This window comes from Streptomyces sp. NPDC085866, assembly GCF_044541035.1.
GTDB lineage: Bacteria > Actinomycetota > Actinomycetes > Streptomycetales > Streptomycetaceae > Streptomyces.
The window spans coordinates 1-26,371 of sequence record NZ_JBITSQ010000028.1 but is presented as its reverse complement, the minus strand read 5'-3'; the positions used below and the strand labels follow the sequence as shown (position 1 = coordinate 26,371).

29 protein-coding genes are annotated in these 26,371 nt (G+C 72.8%); 17 read left to right on the top strand and 12 right to left on the bottom strand.

The annotated features are described in order from the left end of the window. The first annotated feature begins 89 nt into the window (after positions 1-89). From ACIF83_RS43175 to ACIF83_RS43165, 3 genes are all read left to right on the top strand, one after another. On the top strand, positions 90-3,305 hold the full coding sequence (locus tag ACIF83_RS43175; protein WP_399735811.1) for a cytochrome P450: 3,216 nt from the start codon (positions 90-92) through the stop codon (positions 3,303-3,305). Between the two features lie 23 nt (positions 3,306-3,328). After that, positions 3,329-4,300 (top strand): phosphotransferase family protein, encoded by a 972-nt coding sequence (locus ACIF83_RS43170; RefSeq protein WP_399735808.1) that lies wholly within the window; start codon positions 3,329-3,331, stop codon positions 4,298-4,300. A gap of 92 nt (positions 4,301-4,392) precedes the next feature. Beyond that, positions 4,393-5,682 (top strand): ROK family protein, encoded by a 1,290-nt coding sequence (locus tag ACIF83_RS43165; protein ID WP_393477685.1) that lies wholly within the window; start codon positions 4,393-4,395, stop codon positions 5,680-5,682. 225 nt (positions 5,683-5,907) lie between these two features. Here the strand turns inward: ACIF83_RS43165 and ACIF83_RS43160 are convergent, their stop codons facing one another. Continuing rightward, positions 5,908-6,942: a PHP domain-containing protein gene (locus tag ACIF83_RS43160; RefSeq protein WP_398140165.1), complete on the bottom strand. Its 1,035-nt coding sequence runs from the start codon at positions 6,940-6,942 to the stop codon at positions 5,908-5,910. Positions 6,943-7,088: 146 nt separating this feature from the next. On the opposite strand from ACIF83_RS43160, the gene ACIF83_RS43155 reads away from it, so the two are divergent. Further along, a complete protein-coding gene (locus ACIF83_RS43155) occupies positions 7,089-7,334 on the top strand; it encodes a hypothetical protein (RefSeq protein ID WP_393477690.1) in 246 nt (81 codons plus the stop codon). 12 nt (positions 7,335-7,346) lie between these two features. On the opposite strand, the gene ACIF83_RS43150 is transcribed toward ACIF83_RS43155, so the two are convergent. Next, entirely contained in the window at positions 7,347-8,579 is a 1,233-nt protein-coding gene (locus ACIF83_RS43150; protein ID WP_399735803.1) for a ricin-type beta-trefoil lectin domain protein, read from the bottom strand. A gap of 330 nt (positions 8,580-8,909) precedes the next feature. Between ACIF83_RS43150 and ACIF83_RS43145 the strand changes: the two genes are divergently transcribed. From ACIF83_RS43145 to ACIF83_RS43115, 7 genes are all read left to right on the top strand, one after another. Continuing rightward, a complete protein-coding gene (locus ACIF83_RS43145; protein ID WP_393477694.1) occupies positions 8,910-9,092 on the top strand; it encodes a hypothetical protein in 183 nt (60 codons plus the stop codon). Then, positions 9,089-9,541 carry an MrpF/PhaF family protein gene (locus tag ACIF83_RS43140; protein WP_393477696.1) on the top strand — a complete coding sequence of 151 codons (453 nt, stop codon included), beginning with the start codon at positions 9,089-9,091 and terminating at the stop codon, positions 9,539-9,541. The genes ACIF83_RS43145 and ACIF83_RS43140 overlap by 4 nt, the downstream gene beginning before the upstream one ends. A 38-nt stretch (positions 9,542-9,579) precedes the next feature. Continuing rightward, positions 9,580-9,840 carry a Na(+)/H(+) antiporter subunit B gene (locus tag ACIF83_RS43135; RefSeq protein WP_393477699.1) on the top strand — a complete coding sequence of 87 codons (261 nt, stop codon included), beginning with the start codon at positions 9,580-9,582 and terminating at the stop codon, positions 9,838-9,840. After that, the gene (locus tag ACIF83_RS43130) at positions 9,837-10,577 is read left to right on the top strand and encodes an MnhB domain-containing protein (RefSeq protein WP_393477701.1); all 741 of its coding nucleotides are present in this window, start codon (positions 9,837-9,839) and stop codon (positions 10,575-10,577) included. The genes ACIF83_RS43135 and ACIF83_RS43130 overlap by 4 nt, the downstream gene beginning before the upstream one ends. A 10-nt stretch (positions 10,578-10,587) precedes the next feature. Then, positions 10,588-10,935: a sodium:proton antiporter gene (locus ACIF83_RS43125; RefSeq protein ID WP_393477703.1), complete on the top strand. Its 348-nt coding sequence runs from the start codon at positions 10,588-10,590 to the stop codon at positions 10,933-10,935. Then, positions 10,935-12,701, top strand: coding sequence for a complex I subunit 5 family protein (locus tag ACIF83_RS43120; protein ID WP_399735798.1), 1,767 nt, complete (start codon positions 10,935-10,937; stop codon positions 12,699-12,701). The genes ACIF83_RS43125 and ACIF83_RS43120 overlap by 1 nt, the downstream gene beginning before the upstream one ends. A 76-nt stretch (positions 12,702-12,777) precedes the next feature. Next, positions 12,778-13,731: a ribose-phosphate diphosphokinase gene (locus tag ACIF83_RS43115; protein ID WP_393477708.1), complete on the top strand. Its 954-nt coding sequence runs from the start codon at positions 12,778-12,780 to the stop codon at positions 13,729-13,731. 17 nt (positions 13,732-13,748) lie between these two features. On the opposite strand, the gene ACIF83_RS43110 is transcribed toward ACIF83_RS43115, so the two are convergent. Next, positions 13,749-14,129 (bottom strand): anti-sigma factor antagonist, encoded by a 381-nt coding sequence (locus tag ACIF83_RS43110; RefSeq protein WP_398140161.1) that lies wholly within the window; start codon positions 14,127-14,129, stop codon positions 13,749-13,751. A 240-nt stretch (positions 14,130-14,369) separates the two neighbouring features. Here ACIF83_RS43110 and ACIF83_RS43105 point away from each other — a divergent pair, with 240 nt between their 5' ends. Then, entirely contained in the window at positions 14,370-15,215 is an 846-nt protein-coding gene (locus tag ACIF83_RS43105) for a hypothetical protein (RefSeq protein ID WP_399735794.1), read from the top strand. Between the two features lie 4 nt (positions 15,216-15,219). On the opposite strand, the gene ACIF83_RS43100 is transcribed toward ACIF83_RS43105, so the two are convergent. From ACIF83_RS43100 to ACIF83_RS43080, 5 genes are all read right to left on the bottom strand, one after another. Beyond that, positions 15,220-15,783, bottom strand: coding sequence for a TetR/AcrR family transcriptional regulator (locus tag ACIF83_RS43100; protein WP_393477716.1), 564 nt, complete (start codon positions 15,781-15,783; stop codon positions 15,220-15,222). Next, positions 15,780-16,142 (bottom strand): DUF1304 domain-containing protein, encoded by a 363-nt coding sequence (locus ACIF83_RS43095; protein ID WP_393477719.1) that lies wholly within the window; start codon positions 16,140-16,142, stop codon positions 15,780-15,782. The genes ACIF83_RS43100 and ACIF83_RS43095 overlap by 4 nt, the downstream gene beginning before the upstream one ends. A 63-nt stretch (positions 16,143-16,205) precedes the next feature. Continuing rightward, positions 16,206-17,444, bottom strand: coding sequence for a helix-turn-helix domain-containing protein (locus ACIF83_RS43090; protein WP_393477721.1), 1,239 nt, complete (start codon positions 17,442-17,444; stop codon positions 16,206-16,208). Between the two features lie 94 nt (positions 17,445-17,538). Further along, positions 17,539-19,170: an amidohydrolase gene (locus ACIF83_RS43085; RefSeq protein ID WP_399735789.1), complete on the bottom strand. Its 1,632-nt coding sequence runs from the start codon at positions 19,168-19,170 to the stop codon at positions 17,539-17,541. Between the two features lie 18 nt (positions 19,171-19,188). Then, positions 19,189-20,691 carry an APC family permease gene (locus tag ACIF83_RS43080; protein WP_393477727.1) on the bottom strand — a complete coding sequence of 501 codons (1,503 nt, stop codon included), beginning with the start codon at positions 20,689-20,691 and terminating at the stop codon, positions 19,189-19,191. Between the two features lie 125 nt (positions 20,692-20,816). On the opposite strand from ACIF83_RS43080, the gene ACIF83_RS43075 reads away from it, so the two are divergent. Together ACIF83_RS43075 and ACIF83_RS43070 are read left to right on the top strand one after the other, a co-directional pair. Beyond that, positions 20,817-21,536, top strand: a complete 720-nt coding sequence (locus ACIF83_RS43075) for a helix-turn-helix domain-containing protein (RefSeq protein WP_399735786.1) — start codon at positions 20,817-20,819, stop codon at positions 21,534-21,536. 65 nt (positions 21,537-21,601) lie between these two features. Then, positions 21,602-22,066 carry a pyridoxamine 5'-phosphate oxidase family protein gene (locus ACIF83_RS43070; protein WP_393477730.1) on the top strand — a complete coding sequence of 155 codons (465 nt, stop codon included), beginning with the start codon at positions 21,602-21,604 and terminating at the stop codon, positions 22,064-22,066. A 34-nt stretch (positions 22,067-22,100) separates the two neighbouring features. Here the strand turns inward: ACIF83_RS43070 and ACIF83_RS43065 are convergent, their stop codons facing one another. Together ACIF83_RS43065 and ACIF83_RS43060 are read right to left on the bottom strand one after the other, a co-directional pair. Beyond that, entirely contained in the window at positions 22,101-22,409 is a 309-nt protein-coding gene (locus tag ACIF83_RS43065) for a DUF4235 domain-containing protein (protein ID WP_393477733.1), read from the bottom strand. 215 nt (positions 22,410-22,624) lie between these two features. Beyond that, positions 22,625-23,074, bottom strand: coding sequence for a nitroreductase family deazaflavin-dependent oxidoreductase (locus ACIF83_RS43060; RefSeq protein WP_393477735.1), 450 nt, complete (start codon positions 23,072-23,074; stop codon positions 22,625-22,627). Positions 23,075-23,316: 242 nt separating this feature from the next. On the opposite strand from ACIF83_RS43060, the gene ACIF83_RS43055 reads away from it, so the two are divergent. Then, positions 23,317-23,775, top strand: coding sequence for a nuclear transport factor 2 family protein (locus ACIF83_RS43055; RefSeq protein ID WP_399735781.1), 459 nt, complete (start codon positions 23,317-23,319; stop codon positions 23,773-23,775). A 10-nt stretch (positions 23,776-23,785) separates the two neighbouring features. On the opposite strand, the gene ACIF83_RS43050 is transcribed toward ACIF83_RS43055, so the two are convergent. Together ACIF83_RS43050 and ACIF83_RS43045 are read right to left on the bottom strand one after the other, a co-directional pair. After that, positions 23,786-24,418 (bottom strand): LysE family transporter, encoded by a 633-nt coding sequence (locus ACIF83_RS43050; protein WP_399735778.1) that lies wholly within the window; start codon positions 24,416-24,418, stop codon positions 23,786-23,788. Beyond that, positions 24,415-24,681 carry a hypothetical protein gene (locus tag ACIF83_RS43045; protein WP_393477743.1) on the bottom strand — a complete coding sequence of 89 codons (267 nt, stop codon included), beginning with the start codon at positions 24,679-24,681 and terminating at the stop codon, positions 24,415-24,417. The genes ACIF83_RS43050 and ACIF83_RS43045 overlap by 4 nt, the downstream gene beginning before the upstream one ends. Positions 24,682-24,712: 31 nt before the next feature. Between ACIF83_RS43045 and ACIF83_RS43040 the strand changes: the two genes are divergently transcribed. Both ACIF83_RS43040 and ACIF83_RS43035 read left to right on the top strand, forming a co-directional pair. After that, a complete protein-coding gene (locus ACIF83_RS43040) occupies positions 24,713-25,942 on the top strand; it encodes a cytochrome P450 (RefSeq protein WP_393477745.1) in 1,230 nt (409 codons plus the stop codon). Between the two features lie 12 nt (positions 25,943-25,954). Continuing rightward, the gene (locus ACIF83_RS43035; protein WP_393477748.1) at positions 25,955-26,155 is read left to right on the top strand and encodes a ferredoxin; all 201 of its coding nucleotides are present in this window, start codon (positions 25,955-25,957) and stop codon (positions 26,153-26,155) included. Positions 26,156-26,371: the final 216 nt, after the last annotated feature.

Below are 26,371 nucleotides of genomic sequence, written 5' to 3'. Positions count from 1 at the left end.
TCGTGTAGTCCCGCGGTCCCGGCCACTGTGTCGGCTCGCGCACGCTGGAACGCAGTACTCCCCGTACCGCGAAAGGCAGTTGTCGCGCCATGCGCCCCACCGCACTGCACCCCGAGACCGCCGGTACCCTGCCCGGCGTCCCCGTCGTGGACGTCACCGCCACCGGGCCCGGCCGTACCCCCATCCAGCAGGTCATGGAGCTGATGCGCGCCCACGGTCCGGCGCTGGTGCGCCGGCTGCACGGGCGTGACGTGCTGTTCGTCGCCGACGCCGCTCTGGTCGCGGACCTGGCCGACGAGGAGCGGTTCGCCAAGCACGTCGGGCCCGCTCTGGAGAACGTGCGCGCCTTCGCCGCCGACGGCCTGTTCACCGCCTACAACGACGAGCCCAACTGGGCCAAGGCGCACGACATCCTCATGCCCGCCTTCGCGCTCGGCTCGATGCGGACCTACCACCCGGTGATGCTGAAGGTGGCCCGCCGGCTCATCGACTCCTGGGACCGGGCCGCGCACGGCGGGCAGCCGGTGAACGTTCCCGACGACATGACCCGCATGACCCTCGACACCATCGGACTGGCCGGATTCGGCTACGACTTCGGCTCCTTCGAGCGGGCCGAGCCGCACCCCTTCGTGGAGTCGATGGTGCGCTGCCTGGAGTGGGCCATGACCCGCCTCGCCCGTTCCCCGGGCCAGGACCACACGGCCGCCGACGCGGCCTTCCGCGCCGACGCCGACCACCTCGCCCACGTCGTGGACGACGTCATCGCCTCCCGTACCGGCACCGATCAGAGCACGGCCGACGACCTCCTCGGGCTGATGCTCAGCGCCCCGCACCCGGCCGACGGCACCACCCTCGACCCGGCCAACATCCGCAACCAGGTCATCACCTTCCTGATCGCCGGGCACGAGACCACCTCCGGCGCGATGTCCTTCGCCCTGTACTACCTGGCCAAGCACCCGACCGCGCTCCGGCTGGTCCAGCGCGAGGCCGACGCGCTGTGGGGCGACACCCCGGACCCCGAGCCGACGTACGACGACATCGGCCGCCTCACCTACACCCGTCAGGTCCTCAACGAGGCGCTGCGGCTGTGGCCGACGGCCGCCGCCTTCAGCCGGCACGCCCGCGAGGACACCCTGCTCGGCGGCCGGATCCCGATGCGGGCCGGGCAGGCCGTCACCGTGCTCGCCCCGATGCTGCACCGGCAGCCCGTGTGGGGCGACAACCCGGAGCTGTTCGACCCGGAGCGGTTCGCCCCCGAGGCCGAGGCGGCCCGGCCGTTGCACGCCTTCAAGCCCTTCGGCACTGGTGAACGCGCCTGCATCGGACGGCAGTTCGCGCTGCACGAGGCGACCATGCTGCTGGCCATGCTGGTCCACCGATACCGGCTGCACGACCACGCCGACTACGCGCTCACGGTGAAGGAGACCCTGACCCTCAAGCCCGAGGGCTTCACCCTCACCCTGACCCCGCGCACCGCCGCCGACCGCGTCCACGCTCCGCTGCCCGGTGCCGCGGCCGCTGCCGGCGCACCGACCCCGGCCCCGGACACCCTCCCGGTCCGGGTCCGCCCCGGCACGGGCGCCCTCTTCCTGCACGGCAGCAACTACGGCACCTGCCGCGCCTTCGCCGCCCAGCTCGCCGACGAGGCCGCCGCCGTCGGCTGCGCCACCGAGGTCGCCGCCCTGGACGGGTACGCGGACGGCCTGCCCACCGACCGGCCCGTCGTCATCACCGCCGCCTCCTACAACGGCCACCCCACCGACGACGCCACCGCCTTCACCGCCTGGCTCGACGGCACCCCCGACCTCACCGGCGTGACCTACGCCGTCCTCGGCGTCGGCGACCGCAACTGGGCAGCCACCTACCAGCACGTCCCCACCCGCATCGACGCCCGCCTCGCCGAACTCGGCGCCACCCGGCTGACCGGCCGCGCCGCCGCCGACGCCTCCGGCGACCTGAGCGGCACCGTCCGCGACTTCACCGCCCGGCTGCGCACCGCCCTGCTCCAGGAGTACGGCGACCCGGACGCCGTCACCGGCACCGAGGAGGAGCCCGCCACGGCGTACGAGGTCCGCACCGTCACCGGCGGCCCGCTGGACGCCGTGGCCGAGCGGCACGGGCTGGTCCCCATGACCGTCACCGAGGCGTACGACCTCACCGCGCCGGGACACCCGCGCACCAAGCGGTTCCTGCGCGTCGCCCTGCCCGACGGCGTCGCCTACCGCACCGCCGACCACCTGACCGTGCTCCCCGCGAACGCCCCCGGCCTCGTGGAGCGCGCCGCAGCCGCGCTCGGTGTCGACCTCGACGTCGTCCTGGACATCCGGGCCACCCGCCAGCGCCGCGACGGCCTCGCCGTGGACCGCCCGCTCACCGCACGCCAACTGTTCACACACCACGTCGAGTTGCAGGAGCGGCCGACCGCACGTCAGCTGGCCCTGCTCGCCGAGGCCAACCCCTGCCCGCCCGAGCGCGCCGCCCTCGCGGCCCTGACCGGCGATGACCCGCGCACCCTGGTGGAGATCGCCGAGGACCACCCCGCCCTGCGCGGCGCCCTGGACTGGCCGCACCTCCTCGACCTGCTGACCCCACTGCGCCCGCGCCACTACTCCATCTCCTCCTCCCCGGCGGCCGACCCGCGCCACGCGGACCTCATGGTCTCCGTACTGGACGCCCCCGCCCTCCCCCACTCTCGGCTGCGCTCGAGCGGGGGGACCCCCATGGGCAAGGGCCGCTACCGGGGCACCTGCTCCGGGTACCTCGCCGCCCTGCGGCCCGGCGACACCGTGTACGCCCGCGTCCAGCCCTGCCGGGAGGTCTTCCGGACCGACGGCAGCGCACCGGTGGTGATGATCGCCGCGGGCACGGGCCTCGCCCCGTTCCGCGGAGCCGTCGCCGACCGCACCGCGGCCCGTGCCGGCGGCACCGAACTCCCGCCGGCATTGCTCTACTTCGGCTGCGACGCGCCCGACGCCGACTTCCTGCACGCCGGTGAACTCCGCGCCGCCGAGGCCGCCGGAGCCGTCCGCCTGCGCCCGGCCTTCAGCGCCGCCCCGGAGAACGGCGCCCTGTTCGTCCAGCACCGCATCGCCGCCGAGGCCGACGAGGTCTGGGAACTGCTCACCGCGGGAGCCCGGGTCCATGTCTGCGGCGATGGCTCCCGCATGGCACCCGGAGTTCGCGAGGTGTTCCGTACCCTGTACCGGGAACGGACTCCCGGCGCCGACGAGGCGGCCGCCGGGCGGTGGCTGGACTCGCTGATGGCGGACGGGCGTTACGTCGAGGACGTGTACGCGGCGGGCTGACCGCCGTGGGAAGGGGGTGCACGATGGGGGAGCCGGAGGAGCGGGCCCGGCGGGTCCTGACCGCGGCGGGCGTCGGCCCCGGCCGCCTGGCCGGAGTGCGCCCGCTGGGCGGCGGCACCTACAACACCGTCGAGGAACTGCGGCTCACCGACGGCACCCGCTGCGTCCTGAAGGCCGCGCCGACGGCACCGGGCCTGCGTTACGAGGCCCGGCTGCTGCACTCCGAGGCGGTGTTAAGCCGCGCCGCCGAAGAGGCCGGCGTCCCCGCACCCCGCACACTCCACGCCGACGACGGCCCCGAGGTACGGCACCTGCTGCAGACCGCCTGCCCCGGCACCCCCTGGGACGACTCCCTCACCGATACCGAACAGGCCGAACTGCGCGGTGAGTTGGGACGTCAGGTCGCTCGCCTGCACCAGGTGACCGGGCCTGCCTTCGGCTACCCGTCCGGTGCCCTCGGCCCGCTCGCCCCCGACTGGCGGACGGCGTTCACCACGATGTTCGACGCGGTCCTGGACGACGCCCGCCGCTACCGGGCCCGGCTGCCCCGCCCCGCCGACGAGGTGGCCCGTACCGCCCGGGCCGCGTACGACGCCCTGGACGAGGTCACCGTCGCGCGCCCGGTCCACTTCGACCTGTGGCCGGGCAACATCCTCGTCGACCGCACGCCCGACGGCCCCCGCATCGGCGGCCTGATCGACGGCGAGCGCATGTTCTGGGGCGATCCCCTCGCCGACTTCGTCTCCCTCGCCCTGCTGGACGACATCGAGAAGGACGAGGCCTTCCTCGCGGGCTACCGACAGGGCGGCGGCCGCGCCGCGCTCGGGCGCGCGGACCGCGTCCGGCTCGCCCTCTACCGCGCCTACCTCTACCTGATCATGCTGGTCGAGACGGTGCCGCGGGCGGTCGACGAGGGCCACGCCCGCTGGGCCCAGGAGGCCGTCGCCCCGGAGCTCGTCGCCGCGCTGGGTGGGATCAAGGCGGCCGACGCTTAGCTCATCACATGAAATAAGGGTTGGCCGAAAGTCGCGTGCAGCCTGTTCCGAGGGGTATGTTGCAGGTCGGGACATGGTTCGAAGGGAGCCACATGGCGGGGCGCAACGGGCGAACGGTACGCGACCTCAGACGGGGCAACCGCACGGCCGTGCTGCAACGGCTGTACTTCGACGGCCCGCTCAGCCGTTTCGAACTGGGCCCGGTCACCGGACTGAGCTCCGGCTCGGTCAGCAACGTGGTCGCGGACCTGGTCGCCGACGGGCTGGTCGAGGAGGCGGGCAGCGTCGACTCCGACGGCGGCCGCCCGCGCACCCTGCTGCGGGTCTCCCCGCACAGCGGCCAGATGATCGGCGTCGACGTCGGCGAGACTCGTGTCCGAGTCGAGCTGTTCGACCTGGCCCTCACCGAACTCGCCCGCACCGAACGCCCGCTCACCCAGCAGGGCTACGACGTCGACGTGATCGTCGGCCACATCCGTGACGGCATCGCCGAGGTCCTCGAGGCCGAGGGGGCCTCGCCCGAGCGGCTGCTCGGGGTCGGCGTCGGCGTCCCGGGCATCGTCGAGCACACGGCGGACCAGGGTGCCGTCGTGCACGGACAGACCATCGGCTGGGACGCGGTCCCGCTGGAGCGGCTGCTCCGCTCGACCTCCCGACTGCCGGACGCCGTGCGGTACTTCATCGACAACGGCGCCAAGACCCTGGGGCAGGCCGAGATGTGGTTCGGCGGCGGGCGCGGCGCCCGCAACGCGGTGGTCGTGCTCTTCGGCTCCGGTGTCGGTGCCTGCCTGGTCACCCCCGAGGTGGAGCACGGGCGGGCCGTCGAATGGGGCCATCTGACCGTACGGGTCCGGGGGCGCCGCTGCCGGTGCGGTGCGCCGGGCTGCCTGGAGGCCTACGCCGGTGCCGAGTCGCTGCTCGCCCGCTGGCGTGAGGAGGGCGGACGGCCGCCCGAGGGCGCCGACGAGGAGACCGCGCTCACCGCGATGCTCGCCGCCGCCTACCCCACGGAGGGCAGGGACCCCGACCCGGTCGCGCTCGCGGTCCTGGAGGAGACCGCCGAGTACCTGGGTGCCGGCCTGTCCGACCTGATCAACCTCTTCCAGCCCGAGCGGATCCTCATCGGCGGCTGGGCCGGACTCCAGCTCGGCACGCGGTTCCTGCCCGCCGTACGCCGCCACGCGTCGACGTACGCCCTGCGGTACCCGGCCGACAAGGTCAGCATCGACCTCGGCAGGCTCGGACCCGACGCGGTCACCGTCGGCGCGGCGATCCTGCCCCTGGCCGACTTCTTCGCGCGCGGTGGCCACCGTGCCGAACGGACGACCGAGGACCGGTACCCCGCCTGGCGGGCCGCGCTGGAGGAACGGACCCCGCGCTGACCGGCGTGACACACCTCACGGACCCCGGCTGGAACACCACAAGATAGTTGTCCGTTGAACCAGTCGTGGGTGCGGACGGGACAGTGTCCCCGGGCCTCACCATCCGCCCACAGGGACGATCGTTCGGCTGAAGCCCTGTGGTGCCCTTCGCCGAGCGGCGACCGCCGTCCGTGCCCACCACCTGGCCGCCCCGGCCGTGATTCCCCCGTCACGGTCGGGGCTTTCTCATGACGCCCGGGCGGGCGTGAGGCCCTCCCGCGTCCAGGCCAGCAGCTCCTCGGCCGGCCAGGTCGTCACCACCCGTTCGGCGGGCACCCCGCACTCCTCGGCCCGGGCGCAGCCGAGGATCTGCCAGTCCAGCTGGCCGGGTGCGTGCGCGTCGGTGTCGATCGAGAACAGCACCCCGGCCGCCACGGCCCGACGCAGCAGCCGCCGCGGCGGGTCCAGCCGCTCGGGACGGCTGTTGATCTCCACGGCCGTACCCGACTCGGCGCAGGCGGCGAACACCTCGTCCGCGTCGAACTCCGACTCCGGCCTGCCACGGCCCGTGACCAGACGTCCCGTGCAGTGGCCGAGGATGTCCGCGTGCGGATCGCGTACGGCGGTCACCATGCGGCGGGTCATCGAGCGGGCGTCCATCCGCAGCTTGGAGTGCACGGACACCACCACGACGTCCAGCCGCTCCAGCAGCCCGGGCTCCTGGTCCAGCGAGCCGTCCTCCAGGATGTCGCACTCGATGCCGGTGAGCAGCCGGAACGGCGCCCACTGCGCGTTCAGCCCGGCCACCACCTCCAACTGCTCGCGCAGCCGCTCCGCACTGAGGCCCCGGGCCACGGTCAGCCGGGGGGAGTGGTCGGTCAGGGCCGTCCACTCGTGGCCCAGCCGGGCCGCCGCACGCCCCATCTCCTCGATCGGGCTGCCGCCGTCCGACCAGTCCGAGTGGGTGTGGCAGTCCCCGCGCAGCAGCGCCCGCAGCTCGGTGCCGCCCTCAACGGTCAGCGGCCCGCCGCTCTCCTCCTCCACCGTGCGCAGATAGCCGGGCACCTCCCCGGCCAGGGCCTCCCGCACCACCTGCGCGGTCTTCGGCCCGACCCCCTTCAGCGACTCCAGCGTCCCGGCCGCCGCCCGCGCGGCGACCTCGTCCTCGGGCAGCGCGGACAGGACCCGGGCGGCGGTCCGGAAGGCCCGCACCCGGTAGGTGGGCGCCAGTGACCGCTCCAGCAGGAAGGCGATCCGGTCGAGGGCCGCGACGGGATCCATGGTCACCTCCAGCGCGCGATGCCCCTCCAGGGTTCCCCAGCCTGACCCGCTCCGCACGCCCGCCGGCACGCGCCCCGGAGGGCCGCCGGGCCTGGACGGCTCCGCGGACGAGTCGTCGGCCCCGGTTGCGTTCTACGCTCTATTGCATGACCGAACAAGCAGTGCCCTACATCTCCCATCCGCGGGTCCTGGTGCACGGTGTGTGCCCGGGCAAGCCGGGGGAGCCGCCCTTCCGGGTGGTGGAGATCGACGGTCAGGTGGTCGGCCGGGCCAGGACCGCGACCGACGTGCTGGAGGTCGCCGCCACCCACGGCATCACGATCCACGACCTGAACGACCCGGACGCGGTCCGCTGGGTGGGCGGCGGCCAATACCACTGGACACCCCTCTGATCCGCAGGCGGCTCAGCCGACCGTCCACTTCTGGTTGCCGCCGCCGGTGCACGTCCATATCTGCAGCCGGGTGCCGTTGGCCGAGTTGTTCCCGGTCACGTCGAGGCACTTGTTCGCCTGCGGATTGACGATGTCGTGCGCCGTCGAGACGGCCCACTTCTGGTTGGGGCCGCCCGTGCAGTCCCACAGCTGGACGGTCGAGCCGTCCGCCGTACCGTTGCCGGTGACGTCCAGGCACTTCCCGAGCGCCCGGATGGTGCCGTCCGAGCCGACCGTCCACTGCTGGGCGCCCGTGCCGTTGCAGTCGTAGAGCTGGACCGGAGTGCCGTTGGCGGAGTTCGCGCCGGCCACGTCCACGCACTTGCCCGCCAGACCCCGGATCGGGACACCGGCCGCGCTGTCGCTCGTCGTCACCGACACCGAGTCGACCACCAGCTGCTGCGGGAACTGCGTGGAGCCGTCCGGGTCGCCCGGCCAGTAGCCGCCGACCGCCAGGTTCAGGATCAGGAAGAACGGCTTGTCGAACACCCAGGTCTTCCCGCCGAGGTCGGCGGGCGTGCGCCGCTGGTAGACGTTCCCGTCCACGGACCAGGTGATCGAGTCGGGCGCCCAGTCGACGGCGAAGGTGTGGAACGCGTCCGCGAAGGCCTGCCCGTTCCGCAGGGTGTAGCCGGCGCCGATGCCGCCCGAGCCGGAGTAGCCCGGGCCGTGGATGGTGCCGTGCACGGTCGAGGGCTCGAACCCGACGTTCTCCATCACGTCGATCTCACCCGAGTCCGGCCAGTTCACCGGAGTGCCGAGCATCCAGAACGCGGGCCACATGCCCTGCCCGCGCGGGATCTTCATCCGGGCCTCGACATGGCCGTACTGCGCGTTGAACTTCCCGGCGGTGTTCATCCGCGCCGAGGTGTACTGGCAGCTGCCGTACCAGCACTGGTAGCCCGCCGGGTTCTCCTTGCGGGCCGTGATCACCAGATGCCCCTGGCCGTCCAGGGCCGCGTTCTTGGTCCCGGACGTGTAGTACTGCCGCTCGTGGTTGTTGACGTTGTCGCCGGTCTCCAGCGTCCACTTCGAGGAGTCGACCGCGGCGCCCGCGGGCCCGTCGAAGCTGTCGGAGAAGGTGGTCACGGCCGCGGCCGCCGGGGCCTCGGTCTGCGCCCGGGCCGGACCGACGGCGGCCGAGCCGACCAGCGCGGCGGACAGAGCGGCGAACAGGCATCTGCGGAGCAGGCGTGGGGAGGCCATGACTCTCCGTTCACGTGGGGGGTGAGATGACTCTTGATTTAAGGAGTGAAGTAAGGAGGCGTCAATACCTTGGTACGGACCTGTATGCCGGCGATCGCTCGGTCGATCGGGTCCGGTCAACTTCGCGGCACTGGAGGGAGGCTGCTCGGGATGAGGCCACCCGGACCACGACGGACGTCTGCCCGCCGTTTCGGCTCGCGCTCCCGGGGCACCCGCTCCCGGGTCCGCGTGCCGCCGCCGATGACAGGCCCGGTGGTGCTTGGATGCCCCAAGCGGCGCATCGGGACAAAGCTTTGTATGCCAGTGCAGAACGGACCGAGGAGGTGGCGGATGACCGGGCGTACGGCCCTCCTCGTCGTGGGTGAACTCCTGGCCTGGTGGGCCGGACTGGCCCTGCTGTGGCTGGTGTTCATCAGCTCGGTCGACACCCTGGAGCGGATCGTCGGCGCGAGCGCCGCCGCCGTGGGGGCGCTGCTGGCGCGGGCCGGACGGCGGGCGGTGACCTGGCGGTGAACGGCTGGCTCCTCGCGGCGACCGTCGAACTCGGGGGGGCCGGGGCGGCCGCCCTGTGGGGGACGGCCACCGGCCCGCTGCCCCGCCGGGTCATGGCCCAGAACCTGGCCACCTCCGCGGTCTGCCCGGCCCTGCTGCTGCTCGCCCAGGGCTACGGCCGACCTTCCTACGTCGACCTCGCCCTGTTGATGGCCTTGCTGGGCCCGGTCGGCACCCTCGTCTTCGCCCGTCTGCTCGCCGACGACCTGGCGGACGAGCCGCCGCGGGCCTGGGGCCTGACCTGGGCCGCCGTCGGCCTGGCCACGACGGTCGTGGTGGCGGTGTGCGTGGCCACCGGCCCGAGCCGGGCGATGCTGAAACTGCTGGTGATCGGGGCCCTGCTGATCGGTGGCAACGTCATTGCGTCCCGGGCCCTGGCGGGTGGCTTCCGGGCGGTGCGGGGTGCCTGACGCGGTCGCGGTGCGGGGTGGGAGCGAGGAGGAGCGGCATGGCTGATGCCGTCCTCGTCGCGGCCCTGCTGCTCGTGGCCGCCTCCGCCACCGCCGCCGTGGCCCAGCGCGAACCGGCCCGGCAGGCCCTGGTGCTGTCCGTGCTCGGCGTCGTCCTGGCCGTCCTGTTCACCGTGCTCCAGGCCCCGGACGTCGCCCTGTCGCAGCTCGCCGTGGGCTCCGCGCTCACCCCGCTGCTGATCATGCTGTCGGTGCGCAAGGTCAGACGGCGGGGCCGCACGAAGGACCGCGCGCGATGACCCGGCGGCTGCGGCTGTGGCTGCTCGCGGTAGGCGGCGCGGGGGTGGCCGCCCTGCTGGTCGCCGCCGGCCTCGACCTGCCCGCCTTCGGTGGCCGATGGCACCCGTACGGTGAGCGGGCCGTCCGAGCCGCCCTCGCCCGGCAGACCGCGAACACGATCGCCTCGGTCAACTTCGATCAGCGCGCCTACGACACCCTCGGCGAGACGAGCATCCTGTTCGCCGCCGTCCTGGGCTGCCTGGTGCTCCTGCGGGAGGCCCGCGACGAGCACCGGGCGCGGCCACGGCCCGCCGAAGTGGCCCGACCCGTCCGCCGCTACGCACTGGTCGTGCTGCCCGTCGCTCTCCTCACCGGCCTCTACGTCATCGCCCACGGCCAGCTCAGCCCCGGCGGCGGCTTCCAGGGCGGGGTCGTGGCCGCGACCGCCCTGCACCTGCTGTACCTCGGCGCCGACTACCGCGCCCTGGAACGCGTCCGCCCCCTGGGCGTGTTCGACGTCTGTGACGCGCTCGCCGTCTCCGCCTACGTCGTCCTGGGCCTCGCCGGCCTCCTCGCGGGCACCGCATTCCTGGCCAACACGCTGCTGCCGTACGGCACCTTCAACACGCTGTCCTCCGGCGGCAGCGTCCCGCTGCTGAACGCTGCCGTCGGCATGGAGGTGGCCAGTGCGGTCGTCCTGCTGCTCGCGGAGTTCCTGGACCAGGCCGTCGAGATCGAGGAGAAACGCGGGAGTTGAGAACGCCGTGATGCACGTCCTGCCCTACCTGGTCGCCGCCTACGTCTTCCTGGCCGGCTGCTACGGCCTCGCCACCAGCCGCAATCTGATCCACACCGTGGGCTGCCTGGCCGTGTGCCAGTCGTCCACGTACGTCCTGCTGCTGGCCGTCGGCTACCGCGACGGGGCGACCGCGCCGGTCTTCTCCGACATCGAGCCGGGGTCCCGGCCCGTCGTCGACCCGGTGGTGCAGGCGCTCACCCTCACCGACATCGTCGTCGGCGCCACCGTCACCGCGCTGCTGCTCGCCCTCGTCCTGCAGGTCGCCAAGCGGCACGGCACCCTCGACCCGGACGAGCTGAGAGAGCTGCGCGGCTGATGCACCACCTGCTCCCGCTGCTCTTCGCGGTGCCGCTGCTCGGGGCCGCCCTCCTGGTGGCCACGGGCCGCGGGCTGCCCCGGGCCGTCGCCGAGACCACCGGGTGCGTCGTCTCCGGCGCCACGGCCGCCCTCGCGCTCGTGCTGCTCCTCAACTCCTCGCCGCCGCTGGTGGAATGGGTCGGCGGCTGGCGGCCCGTCGACGGGGAGAGCGTCGGCATCGTGCTGGTCGGGGACGGCCCGGCCCTGGGCATGGCCGCACTGGCCTCGCTGCTCACCCTGTCGGCGCTCGTGTACTCCTGGCGCTACTTCGACGAGCCGCCGCGCGGCCACGCCGGTTCGTTCCCCGCGCTGATGCTGGTCTTCCAGGGCGCGATGTGCGGCTTCGCGCTCGCGGGGGACCTGTTCAACGCGTTCGTGTTCTTCGAGCTGATGAGCGTCGTCGCCTACGCGCTGACCGGCTACCGGATCGACGAGGCGAAGGCTGTGCAGGGCGCGCTGACCTTCGGAGTCGTCAACTCCCTCGGCGCGTACGCGATGCTGTCGGGCATCGGCCTGTTGTACGCCCGTACGGGCGAACTGGCCATGGTGAAGATCGGACGCGGTGTGGACGGCACGGCCACGCAGGGCGGCCCGGACGCCCTCGTCCTCGCCGCGTTCGTGCTGGTCATGACCGGGCTGCTGGTGAAGGCGGCCGCCGTGCCGTTCCACTTCTGGCTCCCTGACGCGCACGCGGTCGCCCCCACTCCGGTGTGCATGATGCTGTCCGGCGTCATGGTGGAACTCGGCGCCTACGGCGTCTGGCGTGTGTACGGCACCGTCTTCGCCGGACCCGGTGGCATCCCCGCCGCCGACCTGACCCGGGCGCTGGTGACCCTGGGTGTCCTGACCGCGGCGATCGGCGCCGTCATGTGCTGGTACCAGCGGCACATCAAACGGCTGCTCGCCTACTCCACAGTCGCGCACACCGGCCTGTTCCTCGTCGGCCTCGGCGTGCTCACCCCCGAAGGGGACGACGGGGTCGCCCTGTACCTCGTCGGGCACGCCGGGGTGAAGGCCGCGCTGTTCGCCTGCGCCGGAGCCCTCCTGAACCGGTTCGGCAGTGTCGACGAGCATGCCCTGCACGGCAGGGCGCGGGGGATGCGCGCGTTCGCGGTGATGTTCGCGATCGGCGGGCTCGCCCTCGCGGGCCTTCCCCCGTTCGGGACGGCCCTTGGCAAGGCGATCACCGAGGAGACGGCCGGTGGCCCGCTCACCGTGGTGTACGTGCTCGCCTCCGCGGTGACCGCGGGCGCGGTGCTGCGGGTCACCGCCCGGGTGTTCCTGGGGCTGGGGCCGCGCCCGAAGGACACCGAGTACGAGACCAGCGGGTCCGGTGAGCGACCCGAGACCGGCAGGAGACTCGGCCGCATCCCGGACTCCATGACCGCGGTGCCCGCCGTGCTGCTCGCCGCCGCCTTCGCCGTCGGCGTGGCCCCGGGCCTCGCCGCGCCGGTGGCCCGCTCGGTCAACGAGGCCGGGTCGGGCGGTGCCCACGCCTCCGTCCACTGGACAGCGCACGGCGTCGTGCTGGGTCTGGTCTCCACCCTGCTCGCCGTGGGTCTCGCCGCACTCGCCGTGACCCGCCCGCGCTGGGCGGCCACCCCGGACTGGGCGCTGCCGCTGCGCCGCCTGCAGTCGGGCCACGTCGGCGACTACGTGGCCTGGCTCCTGGTCGGCGCCACCGTGCTGGGCGCGCTGACCCTGCCCGGGGTACTGGGCGGCTGACCGTCGGGTGCCTCGCTTCCCCGGCCGCCAGTAACATGATCGACGCAGCCCGTGCTGATCATGCGAGGAGCGGATCGTGCGAGACATCGCCGTCTTCAGTGGCAGTGCCCATCCCGAACTGGCTCAGGAGGTCTGCGCCCATCTGGGCGTGCCGCTCAGCCCGACCCAGGTCAGTCGGTTCGCCAACGACTGTCTGGAGGTGCAGCTTCAGGCCAACTGCCGGGAACGGGACGTCTTCCTGATCCAGCCGCTGGTCAGACCCGTCCAGGAGCACCTGGTGGAGCTGCTGCTGATGTGCGACGCGGCCCGGGGTGCCTCGGCCGGCCGGATCACCGTCGTCATGCCCCACTACTCCTACGCCCGCTCCGACAAGAAGGACGCGCCCCGCATCTCCCTCGGCGGGCGGCTGGTCGCCGACCTGCTGGTGGCGGCGGGCGCCGGCCGCGTCCTCGCCATGACCCTGCACGCACCGCAGGTGCACGGCTTCTTCTCGGTGCCGGTGGACCACTTGCACGCGCTGCGCGAACTGGCCGCGCACTTTCGGCAGTACGACCTCTCGCGCACCACGGTCGTCTCCCCGGACCTCGGCAACGCCAAGGAGGCCGCCGCCTTCGCCCGGCTGATCGGCGCACAGGTGGCGGCCGGGGCGAAGCAGCGGTTCGCGGACGACCGGGTGAGCATCAGTTCCGTGATCGGGGACGTGGCCGACCGGGACGTGATCGTCCTGGACGACGAGATCGCCAAGGGCAGCACGGTCATCGAACTGCTCGAGAAGCTACGGGAGCTGGGGCCGCGCTCGATCCGGGTGGCCTGCACGCACGGGCTGTTCGCGGCCGGTGCGCTCAAGCGGCTGAGCGAGCAGCCCGACGTGCTGGAGATCGTGTGCACCAACACCGTCCCGGTGCCCCTGGACGAGCACACCGACAAGCTGCGCATTCTGTCCATCGGTCCGGCCCTTGCCGAGGCCGTACGCCGCATTCACAACGGTGAGTCCGTGAGCGCCCTCTTCGAGGAGTCGAGAGGCGCCTAGCCGGGAAGCGACCGTCGTCACAGCGAGCCGGAGGCGGCCTCGGGCTGCTCCAGTGCCGCCTCCAGGGTCGCCTGCGGCGGCAGCAGCCGGGACAGTCCGGTGACCCGGAAGACGCGCAGGGTCAGCGGGTGGGTGCACACCAGGTGCAGCCGCCCGCCCCGCTCCAGTACCCGGCTGCGGGCCCGGTAGAGCAGGCGCAGCCCCGAGCAGTCGAAGAACTCCACGGACCGCAGGTCGATCACGATCCGGCCCCCGGGCCGGTCGGTGATCCGGTCCAGGGCGGGTGCGATCTCCGTCGCCGCCGCGATGTCGATCTCGCCGCGGAACTCCACCACCGTGTGTCCGCGGTCCTCGCGTATGCGCAGAAGCCGAGTGAGCGGCGTGGGCCCCTCCTGCACGACGGCATCACCTCCCACGCACGCCTGGAAAACCGTCTCTCGACCGTCAAGTTACCCTCGATAGAAGGAATTTGAGCATGTTCGATTGACATATGTCTTCGAGTTTGGCGTCGCGTGTCGTTCCGTGATGTGGACGGCAGGGTTCCAGGGGTGGCTACGACAGCGCGTCACGCCTTCCCGAACGTTCCGGCCCGTCCCCGCGTCGGAGGAGCGTAACGACATCCAGGGACAGGGGCGGGCATGCGCAGGGGACTTGTGGCCGTGGCGGTACTGGCAGCCGTGACCGCGGTGGGGTGCGACGACGGCACCGGAGTGCGGGTGGTGGTCAACGGCACGCCTCCGGCAACCCCGTACAGCGGTCCGCTCGACGTCCCGACCAAGGCCGTGGACGACGACAGTCCCCGGTCCCTGCGGCTGGCCTCCGGAGCCGCGGGCCGGGCGCTTCAGTGCGACGGGGAGATCTTCGAGGGCGGCGGCCCCGACGGATGGGACAGGTCGGACGGAGGTGGCACACCGGAGGAGGGGCTCAAGCTCTACTTCGACATGTTCCAGCCGGTGCAGCCCGACCACGGCTACCGCGTGGAGCGCCAGGAGCCCGGCCGGGTGCTGTACTCCTTCGACGTGAAGGGCCGTACCAAGGTGGCCGTCGTGGTGGCCAAGGACCAGAAGGGCCGGCCAGGTTGGGGCTCGGAGACGAACGCCTCCTGCGACCCCGCCGAACTCCCCGCGAAGTTCTCGGCCGCCCAGGGCTGGGAGGTCTGGACGGACCGGAACGGCCGGCGGGTACCGGTGAGCCGGCTCAGCAGTTCCGGCGGCCCGGACCACTGCGACTGGCAGTCGGCCCACTTCCTCGACCTGGACGGCCGCCACTATGCCCGCGATCCCGAGGGGGTCCTTCGCCGCGACGGCCTGCTCGCGACGCCGTACCGCGACCGCGTGAGCATGCCTGCGGGTGCTCGTGACACCGGGTACCACTACCGCTCCTGGCGCCTGTGGCTCACCGACGACAAGAACACGGCCTACGTCCGCACCTCCGGCGCGGTGGAGGCCTGGCCGAAGACGAAGAACGGTCCCGCCTGCAAGTGACCCGTCACCGGCTGCGGTGCAGCGCGACCAGCAACTGCCACACCTGGTCCGCGACTTCCTCCGGCCCGGCCTCCAACAGCCCGTGCAGCCAGTCCGCGAGGACCCCCGCGAAGGTCGCCGCGACCGCCGAGGCGACCAGCGGGGCGTCCGCCGCACCCGCCAGTTCGCGCTCGGCGAGGCTGCGGGCCCGCAGATCCCGGTGCAGCACCCGGCCGAGCGGGCCGCCGCCGCCCGGCGCGAGCAGCGACCGGTACAGGGTCGCGTGCGGGGCGAGGCCCGCGAAGAACTCCCGCAGCGCGGGCGGTGAGTTGACCGGGTCGGGCCGTCCCCGCCAGGCGTGCAGTGCGTCCACCGCCTGCCGTACGACGTCCGCGCACGTGTCGACCGCCAGCGCCTCCAGCCCGTCGTAGTGGACGTAGAACGTGGCCCGGCCCACCCCGGCCCGGCGCACCAGCGCGGCCACGCCGACCTCCTCCAGCGGGCGCTCGGCGCACTCGGCGAGCAGCGCCTCGCGCAGCCGGGCGCGGGTGCGCGAGGCCCGCGGGTCCTCCTGGGGTGCCGGGGTCATCGCGCGGCGAGGACGGCCGCCAGGGCCAGCGCGCCGGGCAGTGCCTGGGCGAACAGGATGCGGCGGTTGGCCGTGGCGGCGCCGAACACGCCCGCCACGACGACACACGACAGGAAGAAGACCTGCACCCGGAACCCGGTCGGGTCGGCCGCGATCAGCCCCCACACCAGGCCGGCGGCCAGAAAGCCGTTGTAGAGGCCCTGGTTGGCGGCCATCGGCGCGGTCGCCCGGGCCATCTCCGGATCGAACCCGTGCAGCCCCCGCCCCGGCTTCTTCTGCCACAGGAACATCTCCAGCACCAGGATGTACGCGTGCAGCGCGGCCACCAGGCCGACCAGAACGTTCGCCACGATCTCCACGACCAGCGGCCCCCTCATCTACTTGGACAGGTGTCCAGAATAGCTGGACACCTGTCCAAGAAGTCACCCGGGGGTCCACGCCCCGGCCGCGGCACCCCTGCGCAGCTCCCGGGCCCTCAACGCCAGCTGGATCTCGAAGCGGGCCACCGGGTCGTGCAGCAGCTCACCGAACAGCTCGTCCAGCTGGCGCATCCGGTAGCGGACCGTCTGCGGGTGCACCGCCAGACGCGCGGCCACCTCCGCGACTCCGCGGCCGGACTGCAGCCAGCCCAGCAGGGTCTCCGCGAGCCGCTCCCGCTGCGGCGGACGCACCTGTTCCAGCGGGCGCAGCCGGCGTTCGGCCATCGCGTCGAGCAGCGCGTCGTCCCGCAGGAGCAGCAGCGTCGACAGGTGGTCCTGACAGCGCACCACACCGCCGGCCGGGTCCGTGCCGGACAGCACACCGTGCCGTACGAGGTCCAGCGCCTCGGTGGCCCAGCGCAGCGAGCGCGCACCCTCGTGCAGCGCCACCGTGGGCCCCATCGCGGCGCGCAGCCCCTGCAGCGCCCCGGCCACCGCCCGCGCCCGGCCCGGCCCCTCCGGATCGGGCACCACCAGCAGCGCGGGCTGGACGTCGAACCGGGTGAGGAACTCCGGCGGCACGATCGGCCCCGCGCCGGGCCCGGGGTCCACGGCCACCACCGACACCGCCCGCGGCACCGTCCAGCGCGCGGCATGCGCGAGATCGGCGATCGCCCCGGCCGAGGCCGGGGGATCGGCGGTCAGCAGGTCCACCAACCGGGCCCGCCGCTGCTGGAGTTCACCGGCCGCGTGCAGCCGGGCCTCGGTGTAGGCGGCGGTCGCCGCGGCCGCCATCTCGTCCAGGTGCAGGAACAGCGCCTCACCGAAGGCGCCCAGCACATGGCGGGGCAGCAGCCCGCCGTCCACCAGGGCGTTGACCCGGCGCCAGGTCACCCGGGCGCCGAGCCGCAGCGCCGACTGGAACGAGTCGAGGCTGCGGCCCTCCTCGGCCTCCCCGCGGCCGATGCGCTCGTACGTCTCCCGCACCGGCTCCCAGTCGGTGTCCGGCTGGGCCATCCGCTCCAGCAGCCCGCGCAGCGCGTGGTCCACGCCCCGGTTCACGGCCTGCATGTACGTGTCGTCCATGGGGCGCGCGTACTCGGGGATCCCGGTCCCGATCGCGCGGACGACCTCCTCGGTGATCTCGGGGACATACGGTCTGAGGCGGTCCGGCAGACCCGGGGGCAACGCCTTGAACGGGCCGCCCGTGTCCACGCCCACCGCTGCGGCTCTCTTCGGCACCCTGGTGACGATACCCGCGGGTAACTCCCGCGGGCTCATCACTCGGCGACAGTTGTCCGTGCGCTGATTGCGCACCGGTGACAAACGAAGCGCCTCACGCCCCGGCGGCCACGTACACCCGCTCGCCCTCCACGTAGGTGAGCGCCACGCTCGTCTCCGCGATCGCCTCCGGCGGCCCGGCGAGCGGATCCCGGTCCAGCACCACCAGATCGGCGAGCGCCCCGACGGCCACCCGGCCGGTGTCGTCCAGGTGGTTCACGTACGCCGACCCGGCCGTGTACGCCGTGAGCGCGTCCGTCAGGCTCAGCCGCTCGTCCGGCAGGAACACCGGCCCGGTGCCGCCCGGTTCCACGCGGTTGACCGCGACATGGATGCCCTGCAGCGGATCGGGACTGCTCACCGGCCAGTCGCTGCCCGCCGCCAACCGCGCCCCGGAGCGCAGCAGTGCTCCGAACGGGTACTGCCACGCGGCCCGTTCGGGCCCGAGGAACGGGATGGTCAGCTCGTCCATCTGCGGTTCGTGGGCGGCCCACAGCGGCTGGATGTTGGCGGTGGCGCCGAGCCGGGCGAAGCGCGGCACGTCGTCCGGGTGCACCACCTGCAGATGCGCCAGGTGCGGGCGGGTGTCGCTCGGCCCGTTGGCGGCGCGCGCCGCCTCGACGGCGTCCAGCGCGTCCCGTACGGCCCGGTCGCCCAGCGCGTGGAAGTGGCACTGGAAGCCGAGCGCGTCCAGATCGGTCACGTACTCGGGCAGTCGGGCCGGATCGATGAAGCTCTTGCCGCGGTTGGCGGTGGCGCAGCCGCACCGGTCGAGGTAGGGGTCGAGCAGCGCGGCCGTGTGGTTCTCGGCGACCCCGTCCAGCATCAGCTTCACGGTGCCCGCGCGGAACCGGCCGTGGCTCGACGCGGCCCGCTTCTCGACGAGTTCGGGGATCTGCTCGGCCCCGCGCTCCCGGTCCCACCACAGCGCGCCGGTCACCCGTGCCGTCAGCGAGCCGTCCCGGGCCGCCGTCAGATACGCCCCGGCCGGGTCGTCCATGCCGAGGAAATCCCCGACCAACGCGTCCTGCCAGGCGGTGATGCCGAGCGCGTGCAGATGCCGCTGGGCGTGCAGCAGCGCGGCCAGCCGGTCCGCCGCGGTGGCGGGCGGGGTCAGCCGGCCGACCAGCTGCATCGCACCCTCCTGCAGCGTGCCGCTCGGCTCGCCCGAGGCGTCCCGTTCGATCCGTCCGTCGGCCGGGTCGGGCGTGTTCCGGTCGATGCCGGCCAGCTCCAGCGCGCGGCTGTTCACCCAGGCGCCGTGGTGGTCCCGGTTGGGCAGGTACACCGGCCGGTCCGGGACGATCGCGTCCAGCAGCTCCTTCGTCGGCGTGCCGCCCTCGAACGCCTCCATCGACCAGCCGCCGCCGAGGATCCACTCCCGCTCGGGGTGGGCCTCGGCGTACGCGCGCACGGCGGCCACGGTGTCCTCGGCGGTCGTCCTGCGGCTCAGGTCGCACTGGGTCAGCTCGAGGCCGGCCGGCACCGGATGGACGTGCGCGTCCTGGAAGCCCGGCAGCAGCAGCCGCCCGGCCAGGTCGACCACCTCCGTGCGCGGCCCGGCCAGCTCGCGCACCTCGTCGTGCCCGACGGCGGTGATGCGGCCCCCGGTGACCGCGACGGCGGTCGCGGTACGGCCGTCCGGAGTGAGGACGGGGCCGCCGGTGAAGAGCAGATCAGCGTGCATGATGCCTTTCCTGGTAGGTCAGTTGGCCGTGGTCAGAAGCTGCTGGGAGTCGGCGTCGGTGCCGACGCCGGTGCGGAAGTACGGTGATCGGCGCGCCCACTTCGCCCACGCGGCCACGACGAACCCGGACACGATCATCGCCAGCGGCATGAGCAGCAGGAACCAGCCGTTGTCCGCGCTGACCTCGAAGTGGTCGGCGGAGCTGTAGAAGGACCAGCCGAGGTAGCCGCCGAGACCCAGCAGGGCGACGGCGCTCAGCGTGGGCAGCACCACCGCTCGTACCCCCTGCCGCCAGTCCTCGCGCAACAGGGACCGGAAGCGCACGGCGGCGGCGAGCGCGGTGAGCGCGTAGGACAGCGCGACGACGATCCCGACGGCGTTCACCGTCGCATTGATCATGTCGGAGAGGCGCGGTATCACCAGCGCGAGCACCGCCACCGTCGTGGCCAGGGCCCCGATCAGCAGGGTTCCGACCGCCGGCGTCCCGTACCGGGGGCTGACCTTGGACCACACCGGTCCGAGGGTACGGTCCCGGCTCATCGCGAACATGCCGCGGGCCGTTGGGATGACCCCGGCCTGCAGCGAGGCCACCGCCGAGAACATCAGCGCCACCAGAGGCAGTGCGGCCAGCGGCTGAGAGGCCAGCCGGTCACCGAAGTACGCCAGCCCCTGTGCCCCGTGTCCGGCCAGCTCGCCCTCGGACAGCACCCGTTGGAAGGCGATCGAGCCGAGCAGGAACAGCCCGAGCATGGTCACCAGGGTGATCGTCCCGGCCTTGGAGGCGTCCCGAGGGTCGCGCACCTCCTCGTTGACGGTGAACGCGGCATCGAAGCCCCAGTAGCAGAACACCGACAGCAGCAGCCCCTGCGCCAGCCCGGTCGCCGAGGGGATCTCGAACGGGTTGAACCAGGACAGCCGGAAGGGGTGCGGGCCGGCCACGATGCCGTATCCGCAGAAGCCCAGCAGCACGGTGTACTCGAAGACCAGCAGCCAGGTCTGCAGCCGGGCCGCGGTGCGGACGCCGGTCACGGCGGTGAGGGTCACCGCGACGAGGACCAGGATGCCCACCGCCGTGGTCTGCGCGGTCGAGTTCGGATCCAGGGCGAGCGAGCCGATCCGGTGCAGGCCCGCGTCCCCGGCCAGTTGCAGCATCGCGGAACCGGTGACCGCCGTGGTGTACGCGAGGAACGCCACGCTCGCCACGAAGTTCACCCAGCCCACCATGAAACCGAGCCAGGGGTTGAGCGAACGGCCCACCCACACATAGCCGTTGCCCGCGTTGGGCTCCACCCGGTTCAGCCGGGAGTAGGAACCGGCGATGCCGAGGATCGGCAGGAAGGCCAGCAGCATGATGGCCGGCAGATGCAGGCCGACCACACCGGCCGTCACACCGAGGCCGATGCCGATGCTGGTGGTCGCGGCCGTACTGGACGCGGCGACGGCGACGCCGTCCAGCACGCTCAGGGACTTGCGCAGCTCGGGCTGCGCGGGTCGATCCACACCGAAGGGGGTCTCGCTCATCGCCGGCTCTCCGCTCGCACCGGGGGGCCTGGTCGGCCCCGGTGACCGCAGATGAAACCGCCCGTGCACTTCACAGGTCAACGGTGTTGTCATAAGGTGCCGGGCACACACCAGGGAGGGCTCTCATGACCGACCGTGTCGTCCCGGCCGCCGACCGTCAGCGCAGGCGCCCCACCAAACAGGGCGTCGTGCTCTCCGCGGAGCTGATCGTCGAGACCGCGCTCCGGCTGATCGAGGAGCACGGCGCCGACGCCCTCTCCGTCCGCCGCCTGGGCCGCGCGCTGGGCGCCGACCCCAGCTCCCTGTACCGGTACTTCCGGCACACCGACGACCTGATGCTCGCCATCGCGGACGAGCTGATCGGCCGTACCCTGCGGGTCTGGCGGCCCACCGGAGACTGGCGCGCCGACCTGCGCGACCTCGGCCTGCGCATGCACGCGGGCGCCCTGGCCCACCCCCGGGCCGCGATGCTCAGCGCCCACCGGGTCACCGGCCGGGTGCACGAGATCCAGGCGGTCGAGAGCATGATCGGCGTGCTGCGCCGGGCCGGGTTCCCGGATCCGGAGGCGGTACGGATCTACCACGCCTTCGTCGACCAGGCCCTAGCCTTCGGCGCCCTGGACTCCGCCGTCGCCGCCCTGCCCCGGGCCGCCCAGCAGGCCGAGGCCGAGGTGTGGCGGGACACCTACGCCCGGCTGCCGGCCGACACCCACCCGAACATCGCTGCCACCGCCCGCCATCTCGTGGCCTCCATGCGGACCAGCTCCTACCCGGCCGCACTCGATCTGCTGCTGACGGCGGCCCAGACACGCCTTGATCACATCCGTGCACAGACGGAAGGCTGACGGTCACACTGGACGGCGTTCACACGTCATACGAGTACAAGCCCGTCCCGAGGAGGCCGTACGACATGACCCCGCCCCCCGCCCGCACTGCCGAACAGCGCAAGAAGGACACCCTCCACCGGCTGGAGCACGACGAGGACGCCTGGGTCGCCACCGCGGGCGAGGACGGCGGCGCGCCGTATCTCGTCCCCCTGTCGTTCGTCTGGGACGGCGCCACCCTGCTGATCGCGACCCCGGCCGCGAGCCCGACCGGCCGTAACCTCCTGGCCACCGGCAAGGCCCGCATCGGCATCGGACCGACCCGGGACGTCGTCATGATCGAGGGCGTCGTCCGGGCCGTGCCCCCGGAGGACCTGCCCGAGGAGGACGCCGAGATCTTCGCCGGCAAGACCGGCTTCGACCCGCGCCGACTCACCACCCGGTACCTGTACTTCAACGTCCTCCCGCAGCGCGTCCAGGCCTGGCGCGAGGAGAACGAGCTGCAGGGGCGGGAGCTGATGCGCGACGGGGTGTGGCTGGTCGCCGACTGACACCCGTGACCGACCCGCGGGCAGGCCCCGCGGGTCAGTCGTGGTTCCGGTCGGCCTTCTCGGCGACCGGCCACGAACCCGTCGAACGCGCGATGGCCTTGGCGCCGGCACGGTCGACGGCACTGCGCACCACCGCGAAGACGGCACCCTGGACCGCCGCGGCGAGCAGGACCTCGCCCCAGCCGCGGTCCGGATCCAGCGCGTCGGGCGGGACCTCCTCGTGCCGGAGCGCCAGCCAGGCCCTGCGAAAGGCCAGCCCCGCGAGCGCCCCGCCCGCCCAGCTGAGCGCGAAGCCGAGCGGTGCGTAGACGAGGGGGAGTTTCTTCTTCTTGTACTTCGCCATGGGTCACTCCTTCCTCGCCCCGCGCCCCTCGAGCGGGAGGCCCGCGCGACGCCACCCGTTCGCCCGGGCACACCGGACGGCCGCCGGGCAGAGCACAGAAGGGCCCCGCCGCGACGGGGGAACGCGGCGGGGCCCTGACGCACGACTGCCCGCCCGAAAGCCCGTTCATGCCTCCCGGAACAGATTTTTCTAGAACGAGCCGTTCCCGGTCCGAATCAGCTCCCGTCGAACCGCTCCAGGACGAACACGGGGATCTCCCGCGAGGTCTTCTTCTGGTAGTCGGCGTACGGCGGGTAGGCGGCAACGGCCCGCTCCCACCACTTCGCCTTCTCCGGGCCGGTGACCTCACGGGCCCTCATGTCCTGCTTGGCCGCACCGTCCTGCAGTTCCACATGGGGGTCGGCCTTCACGTTGAAGTACCAGACGGGGTGCTTGGGCGCGCCGCCGAGGGAGGCGACCGCTGCGTAGCGTCCCTCGTGCTCCACCCGCATCAGCGGCGTCTTGCGGATCTTCCCGCTCCTGCCGCCCCGGGTGGTCAGGATGATGACCGGCATCCCGGTGTCCAGCAGTGTCGTCCCCTTCGTCCCGCCCGAACTCTCGTACAGCTCGACCTGCTCGCGCACCCACTGCGTCGGGCTGGGTTCGTACTCGCCCTCAAGCGGCATGGCAACCGTCTCCTTGGTCGGTCCAACGACTGACGTGCGGCCACGTACAACACCCGGGGCCGTCCGAATCATCCGTACCGCAGGCCACTTCGCCCGGGCGGGTGATTACCTCGCGGGTCATCGCGCCGCTCCGGACGCCTCGGGCACAGTGATCCCGGGTGATCACCACGCACCCGCGTCGGCCGGCCCGGAGACGAGAGGACGAGCCGGAGACGAGAAGACAGAAAGGGGGCACGGCGCTCATGCTTCCCGGCTGCACCACCCCGACCCGCTCCGTCGTGGAGGAACTGCTCCGCCGGATCGGCCAGGGCGACCCCGAACGGATCGGCGAGCTGTACGCGGAGGACGGCGACTGGAAGCTGAGCTGGCCAAAGGACGAGCACGGCCGCGCCGACACCCCGTGGATCCGGCACCGTTCCACCCGCGCCGACGCCGTCGCCCACTACCGCGAGCTGGCCGCCCACCACATCCCGGAGAAGGCGGACACCCGGATCGAACGCATCCTGGTCGACGGTGACGACGCGGTCGTGCTCGGCGCCATCCGGCAGACGGCCGAACGGACCGGCCGTTCCTACACCGCCCGGTTCGCCCTGCACCTCACCGTCCGGGACGGCCTGGTCGTGCGGCACCACGTCTACGAGGACAGCCTCGCCGTCGCCCGCGCCTTCGCACCCGACCCGGCGCGCACCCGCGTGCCCTGACCGACGGCGGTCACCCGGGTGTCACCGTCATCCGCACCGCCAGCACCAGGATCACCCCGCTGGAGACCAGCGCCGTGAGCAACCGTCCCCGGCGGCCGGTGAGGACGCGGCCGAGCAGGGCGCCGCCGCCCGCCAGCAGCAGCTGCCAGCTCGCTGAGGCGGCGAAGGCCGCCACGACGAACAAGGCCCGCTCCAGTGGTCGTACGGCGTCCGTGGTACTGCTGCCGAGCACCAGCGCGACGAAGTAGATCACCGTGACGGGGTTGAGGAGGGTGATCCCGAGAAGGCCGAGATACGCGCGTCCGGCGCCGGGAACCGGCCGCTCGGGACGGGTCGCCAGGCGATGGGCGCGGTACTGGCGCAGGGCCAGGGCCGCGCCCCAGGCCGCGAGGGCGACGAGGACCAGGGCCGAGGTCCAGCGCAGCGGGATCAGCACCGGACGCAGCGCTGCCGCCAGGGCCGAGCCGCCCGCCGCGGCCACCAGCGCGTACAGGCCGTCGGCCGTGGCGACGCCGAGAGCGGCGCAGGCGCCGGTGCGCAGCGAGGTGCGGGCGGTGAGGGAGACCAGGTAGGTCCCGACCGCGCCGACGGGAATCGCGATGCCGTAGCCGGCCAGCAGGCCGGCGAGGAGCGCGGCCGTCACGGGCGCGCGGGCTCGGGCCTCCGACGGCGGCCGGGCTGCTGCTGGCCCCGCACCGGAAGGACGGTGGCGGCGGTCGGCGGCAGAATGGTGTCCATAAGCAACATGGGCAGATCCTCGGGCCGCCGGCTCCGCGGCGGCAAGCGAATTTCGGCGCGTTCCCGCCCCCGGTGACCACACTCTTCGGCCAGATCGCACCGATCACCGATCTGGCCGAACTTGTCGTCGTCCCATAGATGCCTGGGGCATCTAATGAAGATCGGCACGACGCACTTCCTTCGTCTGCGAGGTCTTTCCATGACGGAACTGACGGACATCACCGGCCCGGCGACCCCGGCCGAACCCGTCGCCTTCCCCCAGGACCGCACCTGCCCCTACCACCCGCCCGCCGGATACCGGCCGCTGCGCGACGGGCGAGCCCTGTCCCGAGCCACCCTCTTCGACGGTCGCGAGGTCTGGCTGGTCACCGGCCATGCCACCGCCCGCGCGCTGCTCGCCGACGGCCGCCTGTCCACCGACCGCAGCCGCCCCGACTTCCCGATGCCCACGGCCCGCTTCGCGGCCGTCCGCGACCGCCGGGTCGCGCTGCTCGGTGTCGACGACCCCGTGCACCAGCGGCAGCGGCGGATGATGATCCCGTCGTTCACCCTCAAACGCGCGACCGAGCTGCGGCCCACCATCCAGCGGATCGTCGACGGGCTCCTGGACGCGATGATCGAGAAGGGCCCGCCGGCCGAACTGGTCTCCGCCTTCGCCCTGCCCGTGCCGTCCATGGTGATCTGCGGTCTGCTCGGGGTGCCGTACGCCGACCACGAGTTCTTCGAGGAGCAGTCCCGCCGGCTGCTGCGCGGCCCGTCGGCCGCCGACACCCAGGCCGCGCGCGAGCGGCTCGAGACGTATCTCGGCGACCTGATCGATCGCAAGGCGCAGCAGGCCGAGCCCGGTGACGGGGTCCTGGACGACCTCGTCCACCAGCAGCTGAGCGAGGGCACGCTGGACCGGACCGAACTGCTCTCGCTGGCCGTCATCCTGCTGGTCGCCGGCCATGAGACGACCGCCAACATGATCTCCCTCGGCACCTACACACTGCTCCAGCACCCCGACCGGCTGGCCGAGCTGCGCGCCGACCCGGCGCTGCTGCCCGCCGCCGTCGAGGAGCTGATGCGGATGCTGTCCATCGCGGAGGGCATGCTGCGGGTGGCCCTGGAGGACATCGAGGTCGCCGGCACCACGATCCGGGCCGGCGAGGGCGTGCTCTTCGCGACCTCGGTCATCAACCGCGACGCGTCCCTGTACGACGACCCCGACGCCCTGGACTTCCACCGCCCCGCCCGACACCACGTGGCCTTCGGCTTCGGCATCCACCAGTGTCTGGGTCAGAACCTGGCCCGTGCGGAGCTGGAGATCGCCCTCGGCGCCCTTCTCCGGCGTCTGCCCGGCCTGCGGCTGGCCGCGCCCGCCGAGGAGATTCCCTTCAAACCCGGCGACACGATCCAGGGGATGCTGGAACTCCCCGTGACCTGGTAAGAGGCTCAGTCCATGCACATTGAGATCGACAAGGACGTCTGCATCGGTGCGGGCCAGTGCGCGCTGACCGCGCCGCGCGTGTTCACCCAGGACGACGACGGCTTCAGCATGCTGATCCCCGGCCACGAGGACGGCGCGGGCGACCCGATGGTCCGCGAGGCGGCCCGCTCCTGCCCGGTGGGCGCGATCAAGGTGACGGAGCCGGCCGGCTGAGCCCGGGGCAGCCTGCCGACCGGATCATGCCGGAATCGCGGGGTCGGGCAGGTCGTCGAGGCGCGGTTGCCCGGAGCCGGCCCGATCCGCGGCCTGGGGTCGACCCGATCCGCCGGGCAGGCCCTAGGTGTATTGATCACGAGCGTTGTTAACGCTGGCCGGTCTTGATCGTGGCGAAGGCCCCCGTGTGTGGTGGAGGTGTCGAATCTTCACCGC